Origin of the sequence: Kordiimonas sp., assembly GCF_048264555.1 — a bacterium.
In the GTDB taxonomy this organism is placed as follows: Bacteria; Pseudomonadota; Alphaproteobacteria; order Sphingomonadales; family Kordiimonadaceae; genus Kordiimonas.
On the sequence record NZ_JBLXCX010000001.1, the window covers coordinates 418,265 to 439,965 of the forward strand.

Below are 21,701 nucleotides of genomic sequence, written 5' to 3' on the forward strand. Positions count from 1 at the left end.
CTAAACTCCCTCAAACACAAGGCGCTGATTGAGCCTATAGGTGGGTCAGGACATTCAGAATTCGCCCGGTGGGGTCTTCCACATAAAAGCGGCGCACGCCCCAAGGTTCCTCAGCCGGGCCATAGGTAATCGGGTGACCCGCTGATTTTGCTCTCTCATATACCTCGTCAAGATTATCAACCTCGATCGAGAGGTCTGGCACCGCTGTGCCTGAGCCGCCCTCAGTCGCTATACTGACCTGCACGAGCGCCTTGGAGGAAGGTGAAAGTGTTACGATCCAGCCGTGATCCATCACAATATCGAGGTCAAAGATATCCTGATAGAAAGCCTTAACCACCTCGATATTTTCCGTCGCCAGATTGGAGACTATCCGTTTGACCGCCATCGTTTCTCTCCTTTTCGGGCACCATAACGCGGGCAATCAGATGCTGCAACGCGCGCAACTAAAAAGCCGCAGCAAACCATGTTCGCTGCGGCTTCGTAATGTTCATATGGTGTGGCTTAGATGCCAAACTCTGACTTCAGCGCGCCTACGAGGTCGGTGCGCTCCCAAGAGAAACCACCGTCTTCAGTTGGTTTACGGCCAAAGTGCCCATAAGCGGACGTGCGCGTATAAATAGGCTTATTGAGACCGAGATGCTCCCGAATACCACGTGGGCTCAGGTTCACCATATCCTGAAGCACACGAGACAACCGGTGCGGGTCGATACTCGCCTCATTTGCCCAAAGGTCCACATACACTGCGAGCGGCTTGGAAACACCGATCGCATAAGCGAGCTGGATCGTGCAGTTGGTTGAAAGACCAGCCGCCACCACATTTTTTGCGAGATAGCGCGCCGCATAAGCCGCAGAGCGGTCAACCTTCGTCGGGTCTTTGCCGGAGAATGCCCCGCCACCATGGGGAGCAGCACCACCGTATGTATCAACGATGATTTTCCGCCCCGTAAGGCCAGCGTCCCCGTCCGGTCCGCCGATCACGAACTTGCCTGTCGGGTTGACGTAAAACTCATCCTCTGGGCACATCCAACCTTCCGGCAGAACACCCTCAACGTGGCGGCGTACAAGCGCGCGCAAATCATCCTGGCTCACACCTTCTTTGTGCTGGGTTGAGACCACAACCGTGGTTGCACCAACAGGTTTGCCGTCCACATATTTGAGGGTGACCTGGCTTTTGCTATCGGGCTCCAGTTCAGGGCTTTCACCCGAGTGACGAGCGGCAGCAAGTGACTTTAGGATGCGATGCGAATAGTCAATCGGGGCAGGCATCAGGCTTTCGGTTTCGTCACAGGCATAACCAAACATGATGCCTTGGTCGCCCGCGCCTTCGTCCTTGTTGCCGGAGGCATCAACACCCTGTGCAATATCTGCAGACTGCTCATGCAGGTGGTTTTCAAACACTGCGTTTTTCCAGTGGAAGCCTTCCTGCTCGTAGCCGATTTCGCGAACGGCGTTACGCGCCACTTCTTCAATATCGTCAGACGTGATCGATTGTGGGCCCCGCACCTCGCCAGCCAGCATGATGCGATTGGTTGTGACCATGGTCTCACACGCCACGCGAGCTTCGCTCTCACGGCCAAGATAAAGATCAACCACGCTATCGGAGATGCGGTCAGCTACCTTGTCCGGATGCCCTTCGGAAACCGATTCACTGGTGAATACATATTCTTTCATGAAATCCTCTTTTCGCGGAAGATGTCAGCAAGCATGCTGTGCCTAGTAGCGGTAATGTTCCGGCTTGAACGGGCCCTGAACCTTAAGGCCCAAATATTTGGCCTGCTCTTCGGAGAGTTTCGTGAGTTTCGCACCAAGCTTCGCGAGGTGAAGGGACGCCACTTTTTCATCCAGGTGTTTCGGCAGCACATAAACGTCGAGGCCGTATTTATCCGCGTTATTCCAAAGTTCGATCTGCGCCAGCACTTGGTTGGTGAAGCTGGCTGACATCACGAAACTTGGGTGACCAGTGGCACAACCGAGGTTCACGAGGCGGCCTTTCGCCAGAACGATCAGGCGTTTACCGTCAGGGAATACTACTTCATCCACCTGTGGCTTCACCTCTTCCCACTTATAGTTGGCGAGGCTCGCGATCTGGATTTCGCTATCGAAGTGGCCAATGTTGCACACGATAGCGCGGTCTTTCATATCGCGCATGTGCTCAAGGCGGATCACATCCTTGTTGCCTGTGGCTGTCACGAAGATATCACCAACGGAAGCGGCGTCATCCATCGTGGTAACCTCATAACCTTCCATCGCCGCCTGCAAAGCACAGATCGGGTCGATCTCGGTAACCATCACACGTGCGCCTTGGCTCCGGAGCGATTCGGCACTGCCTTTACCCACGTCACCATACCCGCACACAACCGCGATTTTACCTGCGATCATCACGTCAGTCGCTCGTTTAACACCGTCCACGAGGCTTTCACGGCAACCATAGAGGTTATCGAACTTGGATTTGGTCACGCTGTCGTTCACGTTGATAGCAGGCACCTTCAGGCGGCCTTCCTTGGCCATCTCGTATAGCCGCATCACACCAGTTGTGGTTTCCTCCGAGATACCACGCACACCGTCCATCAGTTCCGGATAGTCATTGTGCATGATAACCGTCAGGTCACCACCGTCATCAAGGATCATGTTTGGCACCCAACCATCGGGGCCTTTAATGGTCTGGTGGATACACCATTCAGCCTCTTCTTCAGTTTCACCTTTCCAGGCAAAAACAGGAATGCCCGCCGCTGCCATCGCAGCTGCCGCCTGATCCTGGGTTGAGAAGATATTACAGCTGGACCAACGCACTTCAGCGCCAAGCGCCGTCAGTGTTTCGATCAGAACAGCGGTTTGAATGGTCATATGCAGGCAGCCCGCGATGCGTGCGCCTTTGAGCGGTTTTTTCTCGCCGAACTCTTCCCGAAGCGCCATCAGGCCTGGCATCTCGGTTTCAGCAATGTTGATTTCTTTCCGCCCCCAGTCGGCAAGCGAAATATCGGCTACTTTATAATCTGTCATGGGAGGTTCCTGCTAACTGATAAGTACAAAACGGGCCCGCGGCCACACGTCATTTGGTCGCGGTTATAACAGGTACACCCAAAAAGATAAAGATTTCTTTATATTGAAAAGAAACTGATGCTACTCAGCTTCGCCAAAGCGGTTGGACACAAGGGCGGAAAGCGCCTCAACAGCTGCAAAAGCTTCGTCACCATCAGCAGAAATTTCTATTTCATCGCCCTTGGCAGCGCCCAGCATCATCAGGCCCATGATCGAGGTACCCGTTACTTTCACACCGTCTTTTGCGACCGCAACATCGGCATTATAGCGTCCCGCCTCTGTCGCAAACCGGGCAGACGCGCGAGCGTGAAGGCCCCTCGCGTTCACTATCCCCACTTTTTTTGATAGATTCTCCATCGCAATACTCACAACAACTCACTCCCCTAACCCTTAGGCACCCAAAACCTGACTAGCTACATTGATATATTTCACGCCCGCATCTTTCGCGGCTTCTACCGAATCCTGCAACGTTGCCCCGTGGCGCACGCTTGCAAGCTTGATCAGCATCGGCAGGTTAATACCCGCAATCACCTCAACCTTGTCTTTCTCGAGAAGTGAGATCGCAAGGTTTGATGGTGTGCCGCCAAACATGTCGGTCAGCAGCACCACCCCGCTCCCCGTGTTGACATCCTTCACGGCATCCATGATTTCCTGCCGGCGCTGTTCCATATCATCATCGGGCCCGATACAGATTGCCCGGATCTGCTCCTGCGCGCCCACCACATGTTCTGTCGCGGCGATAAATTCATCCGCGAGCCGTCCATGCGTTACCAACACCATGCCTATCATACACACGACCTCATTATAGTTGCCTGAAAGGCTCTAACGGCCTTCATCCCCTGCAATTTCCCGATGGTAGCGATTGACCGTCATGCCGTCGAGCGTCAAATGGCCAGCGATCCTCTCCACCACCGTTACAGACCGATGTTTGCCGCCTGTGCAGCCAATTGCAAGGGTGAGATATGATTTTCCTTCATCCCGGTACCTTGGCAGCAGGAAATTAAACAGGTCCATCGTCTTCTCGATAAACGGCTCAAAGCCCTCATCCGCCCGCACATAGCTTGAAACTGCGTCCTCCAGCCCCGTTTTTGGCCGCAGTTCATCTATATAATGCGGGTTTCGCAAAAACCGCACATCAAGGACGATATCCGCATCTCGTGGTACACCGTTTGCGAACCCAAACGACATGAAGGTCACCACCATGCTGGGTGCTTCATGAGCGGTGAAGCGGGAGAGAACAACCCGGCGCGTCTCTGCGCCTGTGCGCCTGCTGGTATCCAGAAGGCCATCCACAAGCTGCCGGATTGGCAGCATCATATCGCGCTCCTGCTTGATCGCTGTGCGCAGGAGTTGCCCTTCACCCAGCGGGTGGGCGCGGCGCGTTTCCGAGAAGCGCTTCATCAACACATCATCAGATGCATCCATGAACAGCACATGCAGGTTGATGTCGTTGCGACCCCGTAAAACTTTAATCGCCTCTTCAAAAAGGCTGGGAGAGAAATGAAGCGTGCGCGAATCGATCCCAACGGCGATGGGTGCGGTGCTTGACCCCGTCACCGCTTCATCAATAAGGGCAGACAGCATGGTAAGCGGCAGATTGTCGATCGCCTGAAACCCGATATCCTCAAACGCGTGAAGCGCTGATGACTTCCCGGCACCCGAAAGGCCGGTCACGATCACTACCTGTCTTTTTGCGGTCTTTTGTGTCACCGGCGCTGTCTCCTCTCGTCGGCGGGCCTGTCATCCCCCACCTGATCCGGATATTTAAGGGCGAGTTCAACTTTCACCGGTGTTGCAATATCGAAGGCGTGCAGGCTGATGCGCGGCACGGACACACCCACGATCTCTATCGCCTCCGGCTCCGGCAACCGCGGCACATCCTCATGGGCGACAAGGTCAACCACCAGTTTCACCAGGCTAAATTTAGCCGCTGGAATGGAGACAACACCAATGCCGCGTACCTCAATAAGGCCATATATCCGGTCCGGCGCTGTCGCAACGATACCGCGGCTTCCGGCCCGCAAGAGCACTTGGTCGTCCGCAATAAGGACCGCGCCCCGATCTATCAGCCGCAGGGCAAGGTCAGACTTGCCGCTGCCGGATGGGCCGCGCAGCAACACACCGGCGCCCGCCACATCAACAACTGTCCCATGGATTGGATCACTCATGCCCAACGTGCCCCATCTGAATTTTACGGGCTGTGGCCGAATGGACGCCAAGCCCTAACGAGCGAGGGGCAACTCTACGACAAAGCGCGCGCCAGAAACAGACCCGTCTTCGGCTATTTTATTTTCAGCATGGATGCGCCCACCATGCGCTTCAACCACCTGGCGGGAGATGGCGAGCCCAAGCCCCGAATGCGAGCCAAAGGCTTCTTCATCGGGCCGTTCCGAGTAGAAACGGCTGAAGATTTTCTCTTCCGCGCCCTCTGGCATGCCGGGCCCTTCGTCTTCGACGGTGACTTTCAACCGCTTGCCCTCGAGGCTGATATCCACTTTCACGGTACCGCCGTCGGGGCTAAAGCTGATGGCGTTATCGATCAGGTTGCGCCACACTTGGCCAAGCCGCCCTTCAATGCCGTCCACCACAAAAACCCCTGCTTCATAGTCACCGATGGTGACCTCCACGCCTGCGGGGCAATGGGTTGTCATGTAAGCTTCCACCAGCATATTGAGCATGATGGCGAGGTCGAGCGTTTCCATCTCACCGCGTGTCAACTCGGCATCCAGACGGGACGCGTCAGAGATATCCGTGATCAGCCGGTCAATACGCTTCACGTCGTCACGCAGCACAGCAAAAAGTTTGGCCTGAATTTCCGGCTTGTTGGTGCGCTCTAGTGTCTCAAGTGCGCTCCGCATGCTTGATAGCGGGTTCTTGATCTCATGCGCCACATCGGCGGCGAATTGCTCCACCGCGTCGATTTGGTTATATAGCGCGCGGGTCATATCCGAGAGAGAGCGGGAAAGATCACCGATCTCGTCCATTCGCTCTGCAAATTCGGGGATGTTTTCCTCCCGCCCGATCGCGCTTTTCACACGCTCGGCGGCGCGGGCAAGGATACGGATGGGTCGTACAAGTGTGCGCCCAAGGAAGAACGACAGCAGGATCGTCACGAGAAGTGCGCCGGTGAAAACTTTTACCGTCAGCATCTGCTCAGACCGTACGATCCGGTCAATGTCCTCCGTCTGTGCGGTCAGCAGCAATACACCAAGCACCCGGCGAAACCGTTGGATCGGCACCGCGATATTGATCACAAGCCTGTTGTTCGCCAGCAGGCGAAGCTGGGTCATGGGTTCGCCCTCAAGGGCGGCCTGAACTTCGGTGAAATCTGCGCCGCGCATACCGGGACGGTCAACGCTCGGCGGTGCACTCGGGCGCGGCGAAAGGCCATCCAGCAGCCGGTGCAGGCCGTCTTCCATCTGGTCCGCAAAGCTTGGCTTCAGCTCAAGGGCTGGCAGTTCTTCCGCCACAAGGCGTTTGTCGCCCGCGAGGAAACGGCTGTCGGCAATCAGGCGGCCGTCTGTCGCAAATATACGGGCGCGGTTGTCTGTTGGTCCCACAAGCCGGGTGATGATCTGCCGCGCGGGCGCGAGGTCAATCTCGGTGGCCTCAGGCCCACCCGCCGCAGATTCACCCAAAGCACCCGCAATAATCTCTGCCTGCACAATAAGCGCCGCCATGCGGTCATCGATCAGGTTTTGCCGGAACTGGTTGAGGTAAAGCACACCCCCCACAAGGATAAGAAGCGCCATGGCGTTCACCACCATGATGCGCACCATAAGCGGCGAGAGCCCGCGCGTATAGTGGCGCGGCTGGCTGGTGCGGCCGCTCCCAATTGTATCCTGTGTGCTTGGGTGTCTTCTCAAGGGTCTGGCTTTCGTTACCGGCCGTTAGGCGTCGCGGTAACGATAACCAACCCCGTAGAGCGTTTCAATCGCGTCAAAATCATCGGCCACCGCGCGGAACTTCTTGCGCAGGCGTTTGATGTGGCTGTCGATGGTGCGGTCATCCACATAAACATCGTCAGAGTAGGCCGTGTCCATCAACTGGTCCCGGCTTTTTACGTGGCCCGGATGCATGGCAAGCGCCTGCAGGATCAGGAATTCTGTCACCGTCAGGGTAACATCAAGCCCTTTCCACGTCACCCGGTGGCGCAGTGGGTCCAGCACCAAATTGCCGCGGGTCATGATCTCGTCACCCTCTTCCACGGCTTCCCCGGGCTGGGTTTTGATCATTTCCATGCGCCGCAGCAGGGCGCGGATACGCTCAATCAACAACCGCTGGGAAAACGGCTTACCGATATAATCGTCAGCCCCCATGCGGAGGCCCAGCACCTGGTCAATCTCTTCATCCTTGGAGGTGAGGAAAATCACGGGCATGTCGGTCACTTCACGCAACTTGCGCAGAAGCTCCATGCCATCAAGGCGCGGCATCTTGATATCCAGAACGGCAAGGTCTGCCGGATTTTTCGACAAGGCATCCCATGCCTTCTGGCCATCCGGATAGGTGCGCACACGAAACCCTTCTGCCTCCAGCGCAATTGTCACAGAGGTCAGGATATTACGGTCATCGTCGACGAGCGCAATTTGTGCGGTCATAGTATTTCCCTCTTCATGTACCAGCCACCCAGGCTCAATCCATATCCGGTCGAATATAAAAATTATATTATGTCTTCGCCCGAATCCGGATCAAGGTAAACAGCTAAGCAGCATTTAAGACCAAATCATGGCGGCCAAATGGCGCTGATAAGTCAGTGTATTTTACCTTTTTAAAATTGACAGCGCTATCATTTCAAAGTGGGGCAGAATCAAGTTGATTTCCCCACCCAATTCCGCAAGTTTAGCCGCCTGTCTTGCGCATGCGCGAGGCCAAAATAAGCTAGGGCAACACAAAAAACATGCCCGGCACTACGTGTTTTGCGCAGCCAAAATGTGCAGCGTAAAACGGCCCCAATAATCACTTGGAGGACAAGACGTTGCAAGTCTTTGGCGCCCGTCTGAGCAATGTCGGTCTTGATGCCCAGGGTATCACCGGCACTGGCAATCAATACTGGAATCTGGGAACATCCCAACTTTATGAAGAAGCGATTCGTCGCGGTGAAGGCAAACTGGCCAAGGATGGCCCGCTTGTTGTTAAAACCGGCAAACACACTGGCCGGTCAGCGAATGACAAGTTCACCGTCCGTGACGACATGACCGAAAACACCATCTGGTGGGGCGATACCAACCGCCCAATGACCCCCGAACAGTTCGAGACCCTGCACCAAGCGTTCCTTGCCCATATGAAAGGCAAGGATCTTTTTGTTCAGGACCTGTGGGGCGGCTCTGACCCGGAGCACCGCGTTGCCGTACGCACGCTTGGTGAATATGCGTGGCACAGCCTTTTCTGTCGCACCATGCTTGTACGCCCGACCGACGAAGAACTGCCAACCATGGCGCCACAGTTCACCATCATCAACCTGCCGTCTTTCCGTGCAGACCCAGCCACCATGGGTTGCCGCTCGGAGACCGTGATCGCGGTGAACTTCTCCAAAGGCCTGGTGCTCATCGGCGGCACGGAATACGCGGGCGAAAACAAAAAGTCCGTCTTCTCCATCCTCAACTACCTGTTGCCTGAAAAAGGCATCATGCCGATGCACTGCTCTGCCAACATTGGTGATGAGGGGGACGTTGCCATCTTCTTCGGCCTTTCCGGCACCGGCAAAACCACACTTTCCGCTGACAGCACCCGCACGCTGATCGGCGATGACGAGCATGGCTGGTCTGACGATAGCGTCTTCAACTTTGAGGGTGGCTGTTATGCCAAGCTGATCCGGCTTTCGCCAGAAGCTGAGCCTGAAATTTACGCCACCACCAAACGTTTCGGCACCATTGTTGAAAATGTGGTGATGGATGAGGAAACCCGCACGCTTGATCTGGATGACAATACGCTCGCGGAAAACACCCGCGCGGCCTATCCAATCAACTTCATCCCGAACACATCGGCTGAAAACCGGGGCGGCAAACCAAAAAATATCATCATGCTCACCGCTGATGCTTTTGGTGTTTTACCTCCAATCGCGCGGCTCACGCCTGAGCAGGCCATGTATCACTTCCTCTCTGGTTACACCGCAAAAGTGGCTGGCACCGAGATTGGGGTGAAAGAACCACAGGCCACATTCTCAACCTGTTTTGGTGCACCTTTCATGCCCCGCCACCCAAGTGTTTATGGCGACCTGCTGCGCAAGAAAATCGCGGAAGGCGCTGTGAACTGCTGGCTTGTGAACACAGGCTGGACCGGCGGCGTATACGGTGTTGGCCACCGTATGCCGATCAAGGCGACCCGTGCCCTTCTGCACGCAGCGCTGGACGGCAGCCTGAACGCAGCCCCCATGCGCATCGACCCGAACTTCGGGTTTGAGGTGCCCGAGGAAGTTGCGGGTGTTGACAGCCTGATCCTGAACCCACGCGAGACATGGGCCGACAAAGCAGCCTATGACGCAAAGGCGCAGTATCTGGTTGGCCTGTTCATCAAGAATTTTGAGACCTTCGCGGACCATGTGGACGCAAGCGTGATCGCCGCCGCGCCAAACGCCGCCTAAGCGACCACAGAAATTAGCGATTTGGAAACGCGGGGCTTCGGCTCCGCGTTTTTCTTTGTGCCCTCTTACTGCACCGCCATCTGGTCGGCACTTTTAAGCACGCGCTTCGCCGGGAAGGTAACAGTCACATGGGTGCCTTCCCCGAGCTCGCTTGTGATCGTAATCTTGCCGCCGTGCTGGCGCACCAATACATCGCTAAGCGGCAACCCAATACCAGCGCCCGCGTTATGGCGGCGGCGCTCGCTATCTGCATGGCCAAACTGAGCCAAAATCACCGGAAGGTTGGCTTTGGCGATGCCGAGCCCGGTATCAATAATCTCTATGGTCATGCCACTCTTATCTGAGCGCAGAACAATACGAACGCTGCCCCGGTCCACATTAAACTTGATGGCATTTGTGATAAGGTTGAGCAGGATCTGGCGCATTTTCCGCTCATCCCCCAAAAACCGAGGCAGGTTTTTCGGGCAATCTACCCGCAGGATCACCTTATGCTGCTCCGCGAGAAGTCGCAGCATACCAAGCGTTTCCTCCAAAAGCGCCGCAAGGTTCAGCGGCTCTTCCTTCAACTCATCTATCCCGGTTTCAATGCGGGAAAGGTCCAGAAGGTCATCAACCATCGCCAGAAGATGGGTGCCTGACGCATGAATGTCGCGGGCATAGTCCTTGTAGATCGTGTTGCCGAGCTTACCCAAAAGCTCGCGCGACATCATCTCAGAAAAGCCGATGATCGCATTAAGCGGCGTGCGCAGTTCATGGCTGAAGGTGGAGAGGAAATGGCTTTTTGCGTTCGAGGCTTCTTCCGCGTTTTTAACCGCAAGGTCGAGCGCCAGCGCCTGATTTTGCAAGTCCCGGTTGGTGTCCTGAAGGCTTGCCATCAAGGTATCACGTTCACGCTCTGTCCGGCGCGCCTGTATCACAAACGCACGCGCGTGCATCATCATCACCGCGAAAATCACAAACTGGGACCATTCAAGCGATGAAGGGATAACCCCGGTGGTGGACATGATTTCATAGGCCCCATAACCGAGCCCCCCCAAGGCAACCGTAACAGCTTCGCTGCGGGTTTCCGGGTTTGTGATAGTGGCGTGAAACACCGCGTAGAGAACCATCAATATGATAATGGCCCACACGATCTGAATAGGCTCTCGTGTCAGGGTGATGGTGCCGGGCGGGAAGAAGGGCGCCAAAAACAGCGCGAAAACAATTAAAAACGCCATAACGCCAAAAATAACATAGTCGATCAACAAACGGCGCCCCGGGCGCAGCAAGTGATTGATAAAGGCGTAATAAGCGAAGGCGATGACAAAGAGCGACAGATACTCAAAATCATATTTCCGGGCCAAATCAAACGAAGGGAAATAGTCCCAAACCAGATCGCTCACAAAAGCAGCGCGCATGGCCGCCGCGATGGCAAGGAAAGCAAAATACCGGTGTGCCGCAGAGGAACGTTTGTTTTCGCCAAGCACCAGAGCGGAAAGCCCCACGCACAAAAGCACAATCACCAAAGCACTGGGCATAGCGGTCGCCCGGTTTTCAGACGCCGCCAGCCGCCAGCGATAATCAAGAAGCGGCACCTCTACCATGCCGCCCTGCTTGTGGATCCGGTTGCTAAGCTGCATCACGAGCGTGAAATCCCTGATGCCATGCGGAAGGGAGATCATCGGGATGCCGGGGTTGGCAACAACTTGCGTGCCCTCCGCACTCAGGTCACCATTCTTGAACAACAGCCACACGCGCGGTGCATCGGGCTGGCTACCATCAACCGCATAAATATGGGAAACAGACCTAAGCGTACCCATGCGGAAGGCAAAGGCTTCGTCACTTTCCGGCAAGTTGATCTCACGGCAGTAGGTGGCGAAACCATGACCCGAGGTCACGGTTGTAGTAAAGCCCGGCCCCCATACGTCCGGCGCGCTGATAGGCTCGGCGCCCACTCCTTGCCTACATTTTTCGCCAGCCAATGTGTGAGGGGAGACAAACTGGTTTCGGTAGACGGTCCAGCCGTTCTTAAGCGGCAGCGCGCCTTTTTGTTCATAGGGCCACAGAGCAGAGCTGTCTGTAGTGTTGGTGGTCTCCTGAGCCTTGGCCGCCACCCCAAAATACCAATGGGTGACCGCAAGCGCCAGGCAAGCCAGCCGCAAGAGCTTCCTCAGTATCGCGCGGTCAGGACCACAAAAACGCATCCAAACCCCCACCAAATGCCTGTACGGCGCCCACCACGAAGGCTGATCAGCCGTACAGCTATTATTCCCAGACTTTCGGCACAAATATCAGCTTGCACCAGCAGCGATGGTCTAGGCAAGTATGCAATAGGAAAAAGGGTGGGTTATAAAGCTGGTGCTGCGTCTATGCTCGCGGCCAATGTACGGGAGATATGCGCGAACGGGCGGCCGGATTCCTTCGCCCACTGGCTATAGGCTGCCTGCACCGCTTTCATCGCGCCTTTGCCCGTTGGGGTTTTGTCTACCACACCTTCACGGATAAGGGCCGCCACACCGTCACGCCCGAGGACCCAGCCGTCCTTGCCGATAAAGCGCAGGAAATACTGGCCGGTATTGCCGCCCAGGCGGCTACCGCGTTTCTTGAGCATATCGAGAAGCCCGATAAAATCATCCATCGGCCAATCGGCGATGCATTTTGCGGCGGAACCGTATTCATCTTCAAGATCGCACAGGAAGGTAGCGTTTTCACGCACGGTTAAAATCTTGGGGCCGTTGCGGACAATACGTTTATCAGAGACAAGACTATCGAGGTCATCATCTGACATGAACTTCCAGCGGACAGGCACAAAACCCTCAAACGCCTCTTCAAAGCCGGGCCATTTGGCGTCGATTACCTTCCAGCTGAACCCGGCCTGAAAGATGCCCCGTGTCATGGCGGAGAGGATACGGTCGTCAGGCGTGGCCGCAATCTCGGCCGCTGATTTTGGCTGTGGCATCAGGGCCTCAAGCGCATCCGCGCCGCCCTTGCGTTCCGCCGCAATGGCAAATATCTCGTCAAATGATCGCATGGCCCAGCCTCCTCTCGTACCTGCCACGCAACGCTAATCACCTGCCTTTGGCCAGCCAAGCGAAAAAGTACGCACCTGCCAACTCTCCTGACAGTTTCTGTCACACCTACAGGGGCTGCCTCATATTTCTTTGATGGAAATCAGCAAACAGGGACAAGAAACCATTGCAATAGGACGCGCGGTGCACCAAAGTGCCCGGCCACTTTAGAGCGACAGAACACAAGACAGAAAAGCCCACACGGCTTATAATAAAACGATGGCAAGCGACTATATCAAAAGTTTTGGATTCCCCCGTTGGGGCGAGTATGGCCGTGACAAGGACGCAGAGCCCGTGCGCATGTGCGACTATTCCGGCTGCTCGGAAAAAGGCGCACACCCGGCCCCTAAATCTCCTGGCTCAAAAGAGCGCTGGTACTTCTGCCGTCCGCACGCAGCGGAATACAATAAAAACTGGGATTTTTTCCAGGGCATGAGCGACGAAGAAGCCCGCCGCCATATGAATGACACCAGCGAAAGCTCGGACGCGTTCGCGAGTGCGCGGACGTTTGAGTGGGGTGGCGCGGTTGATGCGGACGGTTACACAGCCAATGAGAACGCTGCCTATGACGCGCTTGAGCTGGACCCAGGCGCCGGGCCTGAACTCATTAAAAAACAGTACCGCAAGCTCGCGAAAATCTACCATCCGGACGCCAATCCCGGCGACCCTGCGGCGGCGGAACGTTTTCACCAGATACAAACCGCCTATGACCTGTTGAAAGACAAAGGCGCCTGATACCCGGCCCTAGCTGATGCCAAGCGGGATGCCAAATCCTTCCTTGAAGGTATCAATCGCCACGATGGTCTCAAACCGCCCGATAGAGGGGTTCGAGAAGAACCATTTGCGGGTGATGCGGTCAAAATCCTTCATGTCTTTCACTGTCATCACCAAAATAAAGTCTGTTGAACCAGTGACATAATAGCACTGCTGCACCTCGGGCACCTTGGTCATCTGCTGCTTGAAGGTTTCGATCGTCGCCTCACCGCCGCACGAGCAAATGATCTGCACAATCAGCGTGGTCCGCCCGCCAAGCGCCGCCGGGCAAAGGATCGCCACTTCCTTCTTGATGGTGCCATCTTCGCGGAGTTTTTTGATGCGGCGCTGGGTTGCGGCGGGCGACAGGCCTACCTGTTCGCCAATGGCCTCCGCCGTCTGGCGACTGTTTTCCTGCATACAGTTGAGAATTTTAAGGTCAAAACTATCCAGATCATTCATTTTTAAATATTTTCATCGCTTTATTTCAAAGATAAGGATTTTTTTATCGCGTAATCAGAAAAAATGCGAAGAAAAAACACGACCCCCACCCTACATTTATAAAAACAGCGGTGCGTCAACAAACCATAGACAGCAGGATAAAGATCATGACGAACCAAAACGACCGCCAGACCACCATCGGCATATTATGCGGGCTGGGCGCCGCCCTTATCTGGGGGGCGTGGCCTGTGGTTACTTCCATCGGTATTCAGGGCGACATTACGCCTGTGCAGATTGTGATGCTGCGCTTCTTCATCGCCGGGCTTATCCTCGCGCCGTTTGCCTTCCGTGGGCCGTCTACTGCGCGGGATTGGGGCAAGGCGCTTGTGCTAACCCTTTGTGCGGGCGCGCCTTATTCCATTCTGGTCTCAAGCGCCTTTTATTTTGCGCCCGCCAGCCACGGCGGTGTTGTTATCCCCGGCACCGTGCTTTTCATCAGCGTGCTGGCCGCGCATTTCTGGCTGGGTGACCGGCTGACCCGCACGCGCACCACGGGCGCAGGCCTTATCATCCTTGGGCTTATCGGCCTTTCGCTGGGGGCGGCTGGCGGCATCGCCACACTGGGCGGCGACCTGATGTTCATGGCTGGCGGTATCTTGTGGGCGAGCTATACGTTTCTGCTGCGCCGCTGGCCTGCGGATGGGCTGATGGTCGCGAGCCGGGTTGCTTTCCTCTCGCTCCTGATGTTTGGCATCATGGGCCTCTTTGGTCTTGGGGCTGGGCTGACCGACGTACCGGTTAAAACCCTTGTATTCCAAGGCTTATGGCAGGGTGTGCTCTCCGGCATTGTGGCCATTCTTCTCTTCAATAAAGCCGTTGGAATCCTTGGCTCTAGCCGCGCGTCTATCGTGAACGCCATGACCCCGGCCATCGCGGTTTTGCTCTCGTTCCTGATACTGGGCGAGACGCCAACGATGATCGAATTTATCGGCCTTCTTACCATCATGGTGGGCATTGCGGTTGCGCTGGGCCTGCGCCCGAAACTGAAACGCGCCCCCAAAACTTACGCCACACTTTGATGAAAAGTGTGCGCGAAAGTGCGGCGTATATGTGGCGCAAGTGTGCGTGTTTTTGTGGCGTAAAGTGTGGCGCAAATTAACTACCCCTCCGGGTAAAGCACTCTCCCCCGAGGTATTATCGCTTTACCCAGCACCACTGGCCTGAGGAAGGGAAGATACCCAACCTCAGGCCAGCTTTTTAAGGGTGCTGAAAAAACGCTAAAGCGCGTTCAGGTAGGATTGAAGCTTGGCCTTCTGTTTGCCCTGCTCGTCAAAATTCTCGGGCCTGAGCCAAAGCTGGAAGGCCGCACAAACATCAGGCCATTCGCTATCGATCATGGAATACCAGGCCGTATCGCGGTTTTTGCCCTTCATCACCATGTCGTTGCGGAAGGTGCCCTCATAGGCAAAACCAAAACGGATAGCCGCTCGCTTCGAGGCATCATTCGCCGCGTTGCATTTCCATTCAAACCGGCGGTAGCCGAGGTCATCAAACACATGCCGGGCCATCAGGGCAATGGCTTCGGTCGCGCCCCGGGTGCGTTGCAGCGCATGGCCGAACACTACACAGCCGACCTCGGCGCTGCCGTGCTCTTCCCGGATGCGCATATAGCTTGCCATGCCGAGAGCCTCACCGCCCTCGCGCGCGCGGATCACCATGGTTTGCCAGCCCCGGTGCCGCCCCGCCTCTTTCATGGCGTGACAGAGCGTGGCTTTATCGGGGAAAGGCCCAAGCGGGATATATTGCCAAAGGCCTGCGTTCACATCCCCGCCCACAGCCGCATATAAACCCGCGCCATGCGCCGCCAGATCAAGCGGCTCAAGCGTCACGTACCGCCCCTCAAGGATCACAAGACCCGGCCGGGCTTTCGGCTGCCAGTCTATTACATCAAACATCTGTCCTGCTTTCTCAGATGGTCCCGCTTATCGTGCCTCGGGCGCGGTTTTCCGCACGCGGGCCGCAAATTCTTTTTGGTCCTGCTCGTCTACCGGCTTGAAAACCTTATCCTCTCGCGCGGGCTGGTGCCTGAGCGAAACACCCGGCCGCCACTCGTGGGAAGGCCGGATCGGGCGCGGCACAAAGTTACCGCCGCAGTTCGGACAAACCTGGCCGAGCACATGCTCAACACAGTCTGCACAGAAGGTGCATTCATAGGAACACACCATGGCCTCCCGGCTGTTGGGCGGCAGGGCCTTGTCGCAGTGCTCACAGCTTGGGCGCATTTGCAGCATTTCTCTCTCCTCAGCGTACCCAGTGGTATGCGGGCAATACCTTGTGGTTAAGCGGGGCCTTCTCCCCCTCTGGCGCCACGTGGGCCGCGCCGGTTACCGTGCGGATATCTACATGCCCGGCCCAAACCGGCCAGTCGGCCTCATCCGCGTCGCCGGGGCCGCCCGCGCGCACCTTCGCGCTGGCGTCTTCAATTTCCATCACCAGAAGGCCGGTGGCTTTGCGTTCCTGCGCGGTCATGGGGCGAAGCTGACCCCAGCGCGCAGGCGCAAGCTGGTCAAAAAACAATTGCATCTGGCGGTCAAACTCTGCGTCGTCTGTCACCAGTTCCGGCACACCAAAACACACCACGGAGCGGTAGTTCGCGCTGGTATTGAAGGCCGAACGGGCCAGCACAAGACCGTCAAGCTGGGTCACGCACACGCTCGCGCGCGCACCGCTTGAAAGATGCCGGATCATCCGGCTCGCGCTTGAACCGTGCCAATAAAGCCGGTTGTCCTCGCGCCAGTAGCTTGTGGGCAGAATATGCGGCTGGCCATCCATTTCAAACGCCACATGGCACAGGAAATGGCTGTCGAGAATGCGGTAAACCGTCTCCTCGTCATACAGCGCACGCTTATGGCCGCGCCGCACGCGGTTTCGGTCGTTTTTAACAAAATCGCCCATGTTTTAATCCTCAGGAACTGCATACTTTTCACCTGAGGAGATTGCGTTTATATTGATCCCATAAAAAGAGCCAATTACGTTAAGTTAAAGGTGCCAATTTTGGACGGCATGTTCGAAACCCTTTTTGCGCCGGGGCTGGACGGCAGCAGTGAAACCCCGCTCAATGAGCAGCTTCAGACCATGCTTCGGCATGCGATCCTGAACGGCAGCCTGCCAGCGGGCCACCGCCTGCCCGCGAGCCGCGCGCTGGCGGACCGGTTGGCCATCTCCCGCAACACGGTTCTGGCCGCTTATGAACACCTGATCGCCGAAGGGTATCTGGAAACCCGTCAGGGCGCTGGCACCTACGTGAGTGCTGACCTGCCGGACACCAGCCTGACCATGACCGCCGTGCCGGACGGCGAGCGCACCCCCCACAGCGCACGAGAGAAAAAAGCGGCAAGGCCACTATCGGGCATGCCCGCGCTGGACCAGTTCCCCACAGATATCTGGGCGCGGATTGCCGGTAGCGTCTGGCGGCATGCGCGCGAGGCTGAGCTTCTTTATAACGACCCCGCCGGGTACCTGCCGCTCCGGCGTGCGATCTCCACATATCTTGAGGCTGCGCGCGGTGTCACCGCCGGGCCAGACCAGATCGTGATCACCTCCGGCCTGCAGCAGGGTGTGCGGCTGGTGATGGAAAGCTTGGTGGAGGAAGGCCGCGCCATTGTGCTTGAGGACCCGGGCTACCCGGGCATGACCTCTGCCGCCAAAACCCTGTCCAACCCTGTTGTCTATACACGGGTGGATGGCGACGGCGCTGTGCCGCCCAAAATGGCCGGTGTGCCCGCAGGGCTTCTGATCACAAGCCCGTCACGGCAATATCCGCTTGGTCAAACCATGCCGCTTAAACGCAGGCTTGAGATTCTCGATTGGGCACAAAGGGAAAACTGTTTTGTGCTGGAGGATGATTACGACAGCGAATTTCGCTACGCCGGGCGGCCCATCAACTCCCTTCAGGGTATCGATGGCGGGGAGCGGGTCATCTATGGCGGCAGCTTCTCGAAATCCCTGTTTCTGGCGCTGAGGCTTGGATATCTTGTGCTGCCGGAACGTTTTGTAGAGCCCCTTCTCAGGCACCGGGCGGCGGTTGACAGCTTCCCCAGCATCAGCAACCAGTTGATGCTCACCCGCTTCATTGAGGAAGGGCATTTTGCCCGGCATATCCGCCGCCTGCGCGGTGTGCACAAAACCCGGCTGGGGCTTTTCATGGAAGCTGCCGAGCGGTGGCTTTCTCCTTATTTTACCTTCCAGCAATCCGACACCGGCCTGCATGTGGTGGCCACGTCAAAACTTAACCATATGAGGGATATAGACCTTTCCCTCATCGCGGGGCGCGCGGGCGTTGGTGCCTCCCCCCTTTCAGAAACATATCGCGAGCAAGCACCACAACATGGTTTGCTTTTTGGATTCGCTAATCTACAAGAACGGGAAATTAACAACCGCCTCAAAGAGTTGGCGACACTTTTATCCCAACAAACAGGCTTTTAATAAAATCCGCGCCATAGTAGCCTATAGCGACAGGGGCCACCGCGGGGGCGGGTGTGCAGCTAGGGGCCGCACCGCACAGGACCTTATATTCGGGAGAGACTTATGAACTGGACCAGACCGGTTGGATCACTTTTCATGGCAACTGCACTTGCCGCGTCAGCCTCCGCGCAGGATAACTGGAGCTATTCCGGCTCCAATGGTCCTGATAGCTGGGGGGCTGTTTCCAGCGTGTGCGCCAACGGTTCCATGCAGTCCCCGATCATGATGGAAGGCACCGAAGCTGTTCTCCTGAACCGGCTTGAAACCAATTACGGTGTTTCACCCGTTGATATGAAAAACGACCGCCGCACGGTGCGCTTTGATTATGCGCCGGGCAGCATGCTCAAGGTGGGCGATAAAAGTTTTGAGCTGACCGGCTTTCATTTCCACACGCCCGGCGAACATTATGTGATGGCCCAAAGCTTCCCGATGGAAATTCATTTTGACCACCGAGCAGCAGACGGCACCCTTGCCCGTGTTGCGGTGCTGGTAAAAGAGGGAGCCGCCAATATAGCCGCCGAAGAGCTGTGGCCGCACCTCCCTATCGAGCCAGACCAAACATCCCGCAGGCCCGAGATCAAGATCAACGCCCGCGACCTGATGCCCAACGATGGCGCCTATTACCGTTATATGGGCTCGGAAACCCATCCACCCTGCACAGAGGGGGTGAACTGGTATGTCTTCAAGGAACCGGTAGAGTTCTCGAAAGAACAGATAGCCGTCATAAACGGTATCATGGGGGGAAATGCGCGACCCCTGCAGCCGCGCAACAATCGGATGATCCTAGATGCGCTGCCTAACTGATATCCCGCACCGGGCTGGCCTCAAGCTGGTTAGCCTCACCACGGTGCTCCTGCTCCTCGGCGCTTGTGCAACCGGCGGCACAGGCCGAAGCGTAAGACCACAAGGCGCAAGTGTGCAAAGGGCCAGCGACGCAGTTGAGCAAGCCATGTGCGAAGGGCGCGCGATTGACGCTGCCCGCATGCTGATGAGCGAACCTTTATCCTCCGCGCCTGACAGATTTTATACCGGCCTCGCGCTTGAGCAGAGCGGCAAGCCCGTGGCCGCCCGCCGTGTTTATGCCTCGCTCATGAACTCTGGTTCACGGGATATGGTTTTCATGCGGTGCGGCAATGAAATAATGGCTGACGGCATGGTCGGCTCTGAAGCTGGTCGTCGCCTCGCTATCATTGCCAGCGAATTACAGACCATGGACGTGGCTCGCATGCAGCCGGTCAGGCTTGACCACGGCCTGCCAGCCATGACGGAGAAACCGGCGGACGTTACGCGCACCGCGCCCGCAGCCGGCAACACCGGCCCCCGCCGCGATGTGACCCGCCCGAGCGGTAGCTCGCCCCTCGGTCGCTGGTTCGCACATCTGGCGTCCTACCGGTCTTATGAGCAGGCGGTATCCTCCAAAAGCATCCTGGAGAAAAAATACCCGGCGCTGAGCGGTATTATCGATCAGTGGGAAGTGAACGTGGGCGGCTTCGCCCTGCGGCTTGGCGTGCGCCTTCAGGAAAAATCTGACGCGCAGACGATGTGCAACCAGGTGAAAAGCCAGGGTGACTATTGCGCGGTTCTTGATACTTCTCAGTAACTTAGAGGCCGTTTGGATGGACGGGAAAGCCCCGTGGGTATCCTCACTAGGCACCAAACCAATTTCAGGCTGGTTATCGCGGCGTCATCTGCCTATGATGGCGCCGTTTTTATGGGCTGCAGAACCATGTGGCCGTTATAAAGAAACAGGCTAGAAAGCCTGCAACTTATGTAGCTGGCGTTCACAGTCGTCAGCATGCGTACCTAGTACTCTGGGGAGAGGGAATAATGGCTGGAGCCACACAACACGCCCATTGGTCTTCAAAATGGGCATTCATGCTGGCAGCGGTGGGTAGTGCTGTTGGTCTTGGGAATATCTGGAAATTTCCATATGAAGCGGGCCAGGGCGGCGGTGGCGCCTTTGTGCTTGTGTACCTGATTTTCGTTTTTGTTATTGGTGTGCCAATGCTGGTGGCTGAGCTTTCGCTCGGTCGTCGCGGGCAAATGTCGCCGATCAACTCGATGGCAAAAATCGCCAAAGAGGAAGGCCGCAGCCCGCTGTGGTCGCTCATCGGTTGGTCTGGTGTTGTTGGTGCGTTTATCGTCATCAGCTTCTACTCGGTCGTGGGTGGCTGGACGCTCGCCTATATGGCGAAGTCAGCCATGGGTGCCTTCTCTGGCATCACGGCAGCAGCGAGCCAGGAAACATTCCTTGCCTATATCAGCGACCCGGTGATGACGATTGTCTCGCATGTGGCCTTTATGGGCATCACCATCTTTATCGTGGCCAAAGGCGTGCAGGGTGGCCTTGAAAAAGCGGTGACGCTTTTGATGCCTGCGCTTTTTGCACTCCTGCTGATCCTCGTGATCTACTCTGCGTTCAACGGTGCGTTTGTCGCGACGCTCGACTTCCTGTTCAACCCGGATTTCGACCAGCTCTTCTATAAAGAGACGGTTTTGGCCAGCGGGGAAGTTACGCGGCATTTCAGCCTTGATACGGTGTTGCAGGCGCTTGGGCAGTCTTTCTTCTCGCTCTCGCTCGCGCTTGGTTCGATCATGACCTACGGCTCATACCTGCGCCGTGACGTGAACCTCGGCAAATCTGCCGTGATTATCGCAAGCGCCGACAGCGCCGTTGCGCTAATGGCAGGCCTCGCGATCTTCCCGATCGTATTTGCTTACGGCCTTGATGTAGGCCAGGGCGGCGGCCTTGTGTTCATGACCTTGCCGATTGCCTTTGGTCAGATGCCGCTTGGCGGGCTTGTGGGTACGCTCTTCTTCGCGTTGCTCGCGGTTGCAGCGGTTACGAGCGCGATCTCACTTCTTGAGCCGCCTGTATCCTATGTGGCAGAGAAAACCAGCATGAGCCGCCGCAAGGTTGCGATCACCATGGGTGTGGCCGCGGGCCTTCTTGGTGTGCTGTCGGCATACAGCCAAGGTTCAAACCTGCTCTCGGACGTTCGCATCTTCGGTGTGAACATCATGGATGCAAAAGACTTCCTCACCAACAATATCATGATGCCACTTGCGGGCATGTTTACCGCGCTCTTTGTTGGCTGGTTCGTGAGCCGCAAAGCCATGATGGACGAGCTGGCGATCGAAGACCGCAGCTTCCGCATCTGGTACTTCCTTGTGCGTTTCGTGAGTCCGATTGCGGTTGGTGTGATTTTTGTCAAGATCATCTTCGATACCATCGCCGGTTAGATGAGCTGACTGGTAGAAACAATAAAGGGGCCCACGTGGCCCCTTTTTCATTGCCTCAAGCGCATGCCTGTCAG

22 protein-coding genes are annotated in these 21,701 nt (G+C 56.5%); 7 read left to right on the forward strand and 15 right to left on the reverse strand.

Going from position 1 to position 21,701, the window contains the following annotated elements; all coding sequences use genetic code 11:
* Positions 1 to 34: 34 nt before the first annotated feature.
* The 9 genes from ACN0XZ_RS02010 to ACN0XZ_RS02050 all read right to left on the reverse strand — a co-directional run bounded on the left by ACN0XZ_RS02010 (position 35) and on the right by ACN0XZ_RS02050 (position 7,637).
* The gene (locus ACN0XZ_RS02010; RefSeq protein ID WP_417456037.1) at positions 35 to 385 is read right to left on the reverse strand and encodes a VOC family protein; all 351 of its coding nucleotides are present in this window, start codon (positions 383 to 385) and stop codon (positions 35 to 37) included.
* A gap of 116 nt (positions 386 to 501) precedes the next feature.
* The gene (gene metK, locus ACN0XZ_RS02015) at positions 502 to 1,671 is read right to left on the reverse strand and encodes a methionine adenosyltransferase (protein ID WP_417456038.1); all 1,170 of its coding nucleotides are present in this window, start codon (positions 1,669 to 1,671) and stop codon (positions 502 to 504) included.
* Between the two features lie 42 nt (positions 1,672 to 1,713).
* Positions 1,714 to 3,000: an adenosylhomocysteinase gene (gene ahcY / locus ACN0XZ_RS02020; protein WP_417456039.1), complete on the reverse strand. Its 1,287-nt coding sequence runs from the start codon at positions 2,998 to 3,000 to the stop codon at positions 1,714 to 1,716.
* A gap of 120 nt (positions 3,001 to 3,120) precedes the next feature.
* Entirely contained in the window at positions 3,121 to 3,396 is a 276-nt protein-coding gene (locus ACN0XZ_RS02025) for an HPr family phosphocarrier protein (protein WP_417456639.1), read from the reverse strand.
* Positions 3,397 to 3,429: 33 nt separating this feature from the next.
* Positions 3,430 to 3,828, reverse strand: a complete 399-nt coding sequence (locus ACN0XZ_RS02030) for a PTS sugar transporter subunit IIA (RefSeq protein ID WP_417456040.1) — start codon at positions 3,826 to 3,828, stop codon at positions 3,430 to 3,432.
* A gap of 33 nt (positions 3,829 to 3,861) precedes the next feature.
* A complete protein-coding gene (gene rapZ, locus ACN0XZ_RS02035; RefSeq protein ID WP_417456041.1) occupies positions 3,862 to 4,749 on the reverse strand; it encodes an RNase adapter RapZ in 888 nt (295 codons plus the stop codon).
* On the reverse strand, positions 4,746 to 5,207 hold the full coding sequence (locus ACN0XZ_RS02040; RefSeq protein WP_417456042.1) for an HPr kinase/phosphorylase: 462 nt from the start codon (positions 5,205 to 5,207) through the stop codon (positions 4,746 to 4,748). The genes rapZ and ACN0XZ_RS02040 overlap by 4 nt, the downstream gene beginning before the upstream one ends.
* 54 nt (positions 5,208 to 5,261) lie before the next feature.
* The gene (locus ACN0XZ_RS02045) at positions 5,262 to 6,905 is read right to left on the reverse strand and encodes a sensor histidine kinase (RefSeq protein WP_417456043.1); all 1,644 of its coding nucleotides are present in this window, start codon (positions 6,903 to 6,905) and stop codon (positions 5,262 to 5,264) included.
* 24 nt (positions 6,906 to 6,929) lie between these two features.
* Positions 6,930 to 7,637: a response regulator gene (locus ACN0XZ_RS02050; RefSeq protein ID WP_417456044.1), complete on the reverse strand. Its 708-nt coding sequence runs from the start codon at positions 7,635 to 7,637 to the stop codon at positions 6,930 to 6,932.
* 377 nt (positions 7,638 to 8,014) lie between these two features.
* Here ACN0XZ_RS02050 and ACN0XZ_RS02055 point away from each other — a divergent pair, with 377 nt between their 5' ends.
* On the forward strand, positions 8,015 to 9,619 hold the full coding sequence (locus ACN0XZ_RS02055) for a phosphoenolpyruvate carboxykinase (protein WP_417456045.1): 1,605 nt from the start codon (positions 8,015 to 8,017) through the stop codon (positions 9,617 to 9,619).
* A 65-nt stretch (positions 9,620 to 9,684) separates the two neighbouring features.
* On the opposite strand, the gene ACN0XZ_RS02060 is transcribed toward ACN0XZ_RS02055, so the two are convergent.
* Together ACN0XZ_RS02060 and ACN0XZ_RS02065 are read right to left on the reverse strand one after the other, a co-directional pair.
* Entirely contained in the window at positions 9,685 to 11,802 is a 2,118-nt protein-coding gene (locus ACN0XZ_RS02060) for an ATP-binding protein (RefSeq protein ID WP_417456046.1), read from the reverse strand.
* A 143-nt stretch (positions 11,803 to 11,945) separates the two neighbouring features.
* Positions 11,946 to 12,629: a DNA-3-methyladenine glycosylase I gene (locus ACN0XZ_RS02065; protein WP_417456047.1), complete on the reverse strand. Its 684-nt coding sequence runs from the start codon at positions 12,627 to 12,629 to the stop codon at positions 11,946 to 11,948.
* 256 nt (positions 12,630 to 12,885) lie between these two features.
* Here ACN0XZ_RS02065 and ACN0XZ_RS02070 point away from each other — a divergent pair, with 256 nt between their 5' ends.
* Complete coding sequence (locus ACN0XZ_RS02070) at positions 12,886 to 13,401, forward strand: J domain-containing protein (RefSeq protein WP_417456048.1); 516 nt, start codon at positions 12,886 to 12,888, stop codon at positions 13,399 to 13,401.
* A gap of 9 nt (positions 13,402 to 13,410) precedes the next feature.
* Here ACN0XZ_RS02070 and ACN0XZ_RS02075 read toward each other — a convergent pair whose 3' ends face one another.
* Positions 13,411 to 13,881 carry an Lrp/AsnC family transcriptional regulator gene (locus ACN0XZ_RS02075; protein ID WP_417456049.1) on the reverse strand — a complete coding sequence of 157 codons (471 nt, stop codon included), beginning with the start codon at positions 13,879 to 13,881 and terminating at the stop codon, positions 13,411 to 13,413.
* A gap of 146 nt (positions 13,882 to 14,027) precedes the next feature.
* On the opposite strand from ACN0XZ_RS02075, the gene ACN0XZ_RS02080 reads away from it, so the two are divergent.
* Positions 14,028 to 14,939, forward strand: a complete 912-nt coding sequence (locus ACN0XZ_RS02080) for a DMT family transporter (RefSeq protein WP_417456050.1) — start codon at positions 14,028 to 14,030, stop codon at positions 14,937 to 14,939.
* A gap of 198 nt (positions 14,940 to 15,137) precedes the next feature.
* Here ACN0XZ_RS02080 and ACN0XZ_RS02085 read toward each other — a convergent pair whose 3' ends face one another.
* The 3 genes from ACN0XZ_RS02085 to ACN0XZ_RS02095 are packed head-to-tail and all read right to left on the reverse strand — an operon-like array spanning position 15,138 to position 16,815.
* Positions 15,138 to 15,815 (reverse strand): GNAT family N-acetyltransferase, encoded by a 678-nt coding sequence (locus ACN0XZ_RS02085; RefSeq protein ID WP_417456051.1) that lies wholly within the window; start codon positions 15,813 to 15,815, stop codon positions 15,138 to 15,140.
* Between the two features lie 27 nt (positions 15,816 to 15,842).
* On the reverse strand, positions 15,843 to 16,151 hold the full coding sequence (locus tag ACN0XZ_RS02090) for a DUF1272 domain-containing protein (protein WP_417456052.1): 309 nt from the start codon (positions 16,149 to 16,151) through the stop codon (positions 15,843 to 15,845).
* 10 nt (positions 16,152 to 16,161) lie between these two features.
* Entirely contained in the window at positions 16,162 to 16,815 is a 654-nt protein-coding gene (locus ACN0XZ_RS02095; RefSeq protein WP_417456053.1) for a pyridoxamine 5'-phosphate oxidase family protein, read from the reverse strand.
* Positions 16,816 to 16,923: 108 nt separating this feature from the next.
* Here ACN0XZ_RS02095 and ACN0XZ_RS02100 point away from each other — a divergent pair, with 108 nt between their 5' ends.
* The 4 genes from ACN0XZ_RS02100 to ACN0XZ_RS02115 all read left to right on the forward strand — a co-directional run bounded on the left by ACN0XZ_RS02100 (position 16,924) and on the right by ACN0XZ_RS02115 (position 21,627).
* Positions 16,924 to 18,345, forward strand: a complete 1,422-nt coding sequence (locus tag ACN0XZ_RS02100) for a PLP-dependent aminotransferase family protein (protein ID WP_417456640.1) — start codon at positions 16,924 to 16,926, stop codon at positions 18,343 to 18,345.
* A 102-nt stretch (positions 18,346 to 18,447) separates the two neighbouring features.
* Positions 18,448 to 19,188, forward strand: coding sequence for a carbonic anhydrase (locus tag ACN0XZ_RS02105; protein WP_417456054.1), 741 nt, complete (start codon positions 18,448 to 18,450; stop codon positions 19,186 to 19,188).
* Positions 19,172 to 19,984: a hypothetical protein gene (locus ACN0XZ_RS02110; RefSeq protein ID WP_417456055.1), complete on the forward strand. Its 813-nt coding sequence runs from the start codon at positions 19,172 to 19,174 to the stop codon at positions 19,982 to 19,984. The genes ACN0XZ_RS02105 and ACN0XZ_RS02110 overlap by 17 nt, the downstream gene beginning before the upstream one ends.
* A gap of 227 nt (positions 19,985 to 20,211) precedes the next feature.
* Entirely contained in the window at positions 20,212 to 21,627 is a 1,416-nt protein-coding gene (locus ACN0XZ_RS02115) for a sodium-dependent transporter (protein WP_417456056.1), read from the forward strand.
* The last annotated feature ends 74 nt before the right edge of the window (positions 21,628 to 21,701 follow it).

What these genes read in the sequence shown, in the direction of transcription:
- ACN0XZ_RS02110 (WP_417456055.1), top strand. Translation starts at nt 19,172, where the DNA reads ATGCGCTGCCTAACTGATATCCCGCACCGGGCTGGCCTCAAGCTGGTT.
- ACN0XZ_RS02100 (WP_417456640.1), top strand. Translation starts at nt 16,924, where the DNA reads ATGTTCGAAACCCTTTTTGCGCCGGGGCTGGACGGCAGCAGTGAAACC.
- ACN0XZ_RS02030 (WP_417456040.1), bottom strand. Translation starts at nt 3,828, where the DNA reads ATGATAGGCATGGTGTTGGTAACGCATGGACGGCTCGCGGATGAATTT.
- ACN0XZ_RS02080 (WP_417456050.1), top strand. Translation starts at nt 14,028, where the DNA reads ATGACGAACCAAAACGACCGCCAGACCACCATCGGCATATTATGCGGG.
- ACN0XZ_RS02075 (WP_417456049.1), bottom strand. Translation starts at nt 13,881, where the DNA reads ATGAATGATCTGGATAGTTTTGACCTTAAAATTCTCAACTGTATGCAG.
- ACN0XZ_RS02090 (WP_417456052.1), bottom strand. Translation starts at nt 16,151, where the DNA reads ATGCTGCAAATGCGCCCAAGCTGTGAGCACTGCGACAAGGCCCTGCCG.
- ACN0XZ_RS02025 (WP_417456639.1), bottom strand. Translation starts at nt 3,396, where the DNA reads ATGGAGAATCTATCAAAAAAAGTGGGGATAGTGAACGCGAGGGGCCTT.
- ahcY (WP_417456039.1), bottom strand. Translation starts at nt 3,000, where the DNA reads ATGACAGATTATAAAGTAGCCGATATTTCGCTTGCCGACTGGGGGCGG.
- ACN0XZ_RS02060 (WP_417456046.1), bottom strand. Translation starts at nt 11,802, where the DNA reads ATGCGTTTTTGTGGTCCTGACCGCGCGATACTGAGGAAGCTCTTGCGG.
- ACN0XZ_RS02105 (WP_417456054.1), top strand. Translation starts at nt 18,448, where the DNA reads ATGAACTGGACCAGACCGGTTGGATCACTTTTCATGGCAACTGCACTT.
- metK (WP_417456038.1), bottom strand. Translation starts at nt 1,671, where the DNA reads ATGAAAGAATATGTATTCACCAGTGAATCGGTTTCCGAAGGGCATCCG.
- ACN0XZ_RS02070 (WP_417456048.1), top strand. Translation starts at nt 12,886, where the DNA reads ATGGCAAGCGACTATATCAAAAGTTTTGGATTCCCCCGTTGGGGCGAG.
- ACN0XZ_RS02050 (WP_417456044.1), bottom strand. Translation starts at nt 7,637, where the DNA reads ATGACCGCACAAATTGCGCTCGTCGACGATGACCGTAATATCCTGACC.
- ACN0XZ_RS02065 (WP_417456047.1), bottom strand. Translation starts at nt 12,629, where the DNA reads ATGCGATCATTTGACGAGATATTTGCCATTGCGGCGGAACGCAAGGGC.
- ACN0XZ_RS02115 (WP_417456056.1), top strand. Translation starts at nt 20,212, where the DNA reads ATGGCTGGAGCCACACAACACGCCCATTGGTCTTCAAAATGGGCATTC.
- ACN0XZ_RS02010 (WP_417456037.1), bottom strand. Translation starts at nt 385, where the DNA reads ATGGCGGTCAAACGGATAGTCTCCAATCTGGCGACGGAAAATATCGAG.
- ACN0XZ_RS02040 (WP_417456042.1), bottom strand. Translation starts at nt 5,207, where the DNA reads ATGAGTGATCCAATCCATGGGACAGTTGTTGATGTGGCGGGCGCCGGT.
- ACN0XZ_RS02095 (WP_417456053.1), bottom strand. Translation starts at nt 16,815, where the DNA reads ATGGGCGATTTTGTTAAAAACGACCGAAACCGCGTGCGGCGCGGCCAT.
- ACN0XZ_RS02085 (WP_417456051.1), bottom strand. Translation starts at nt 15,815, where the DNA reads ATGTTTGATGTAATAGACTGGCAGCCGAAAGCCCGGCCGGGTCTTGTG.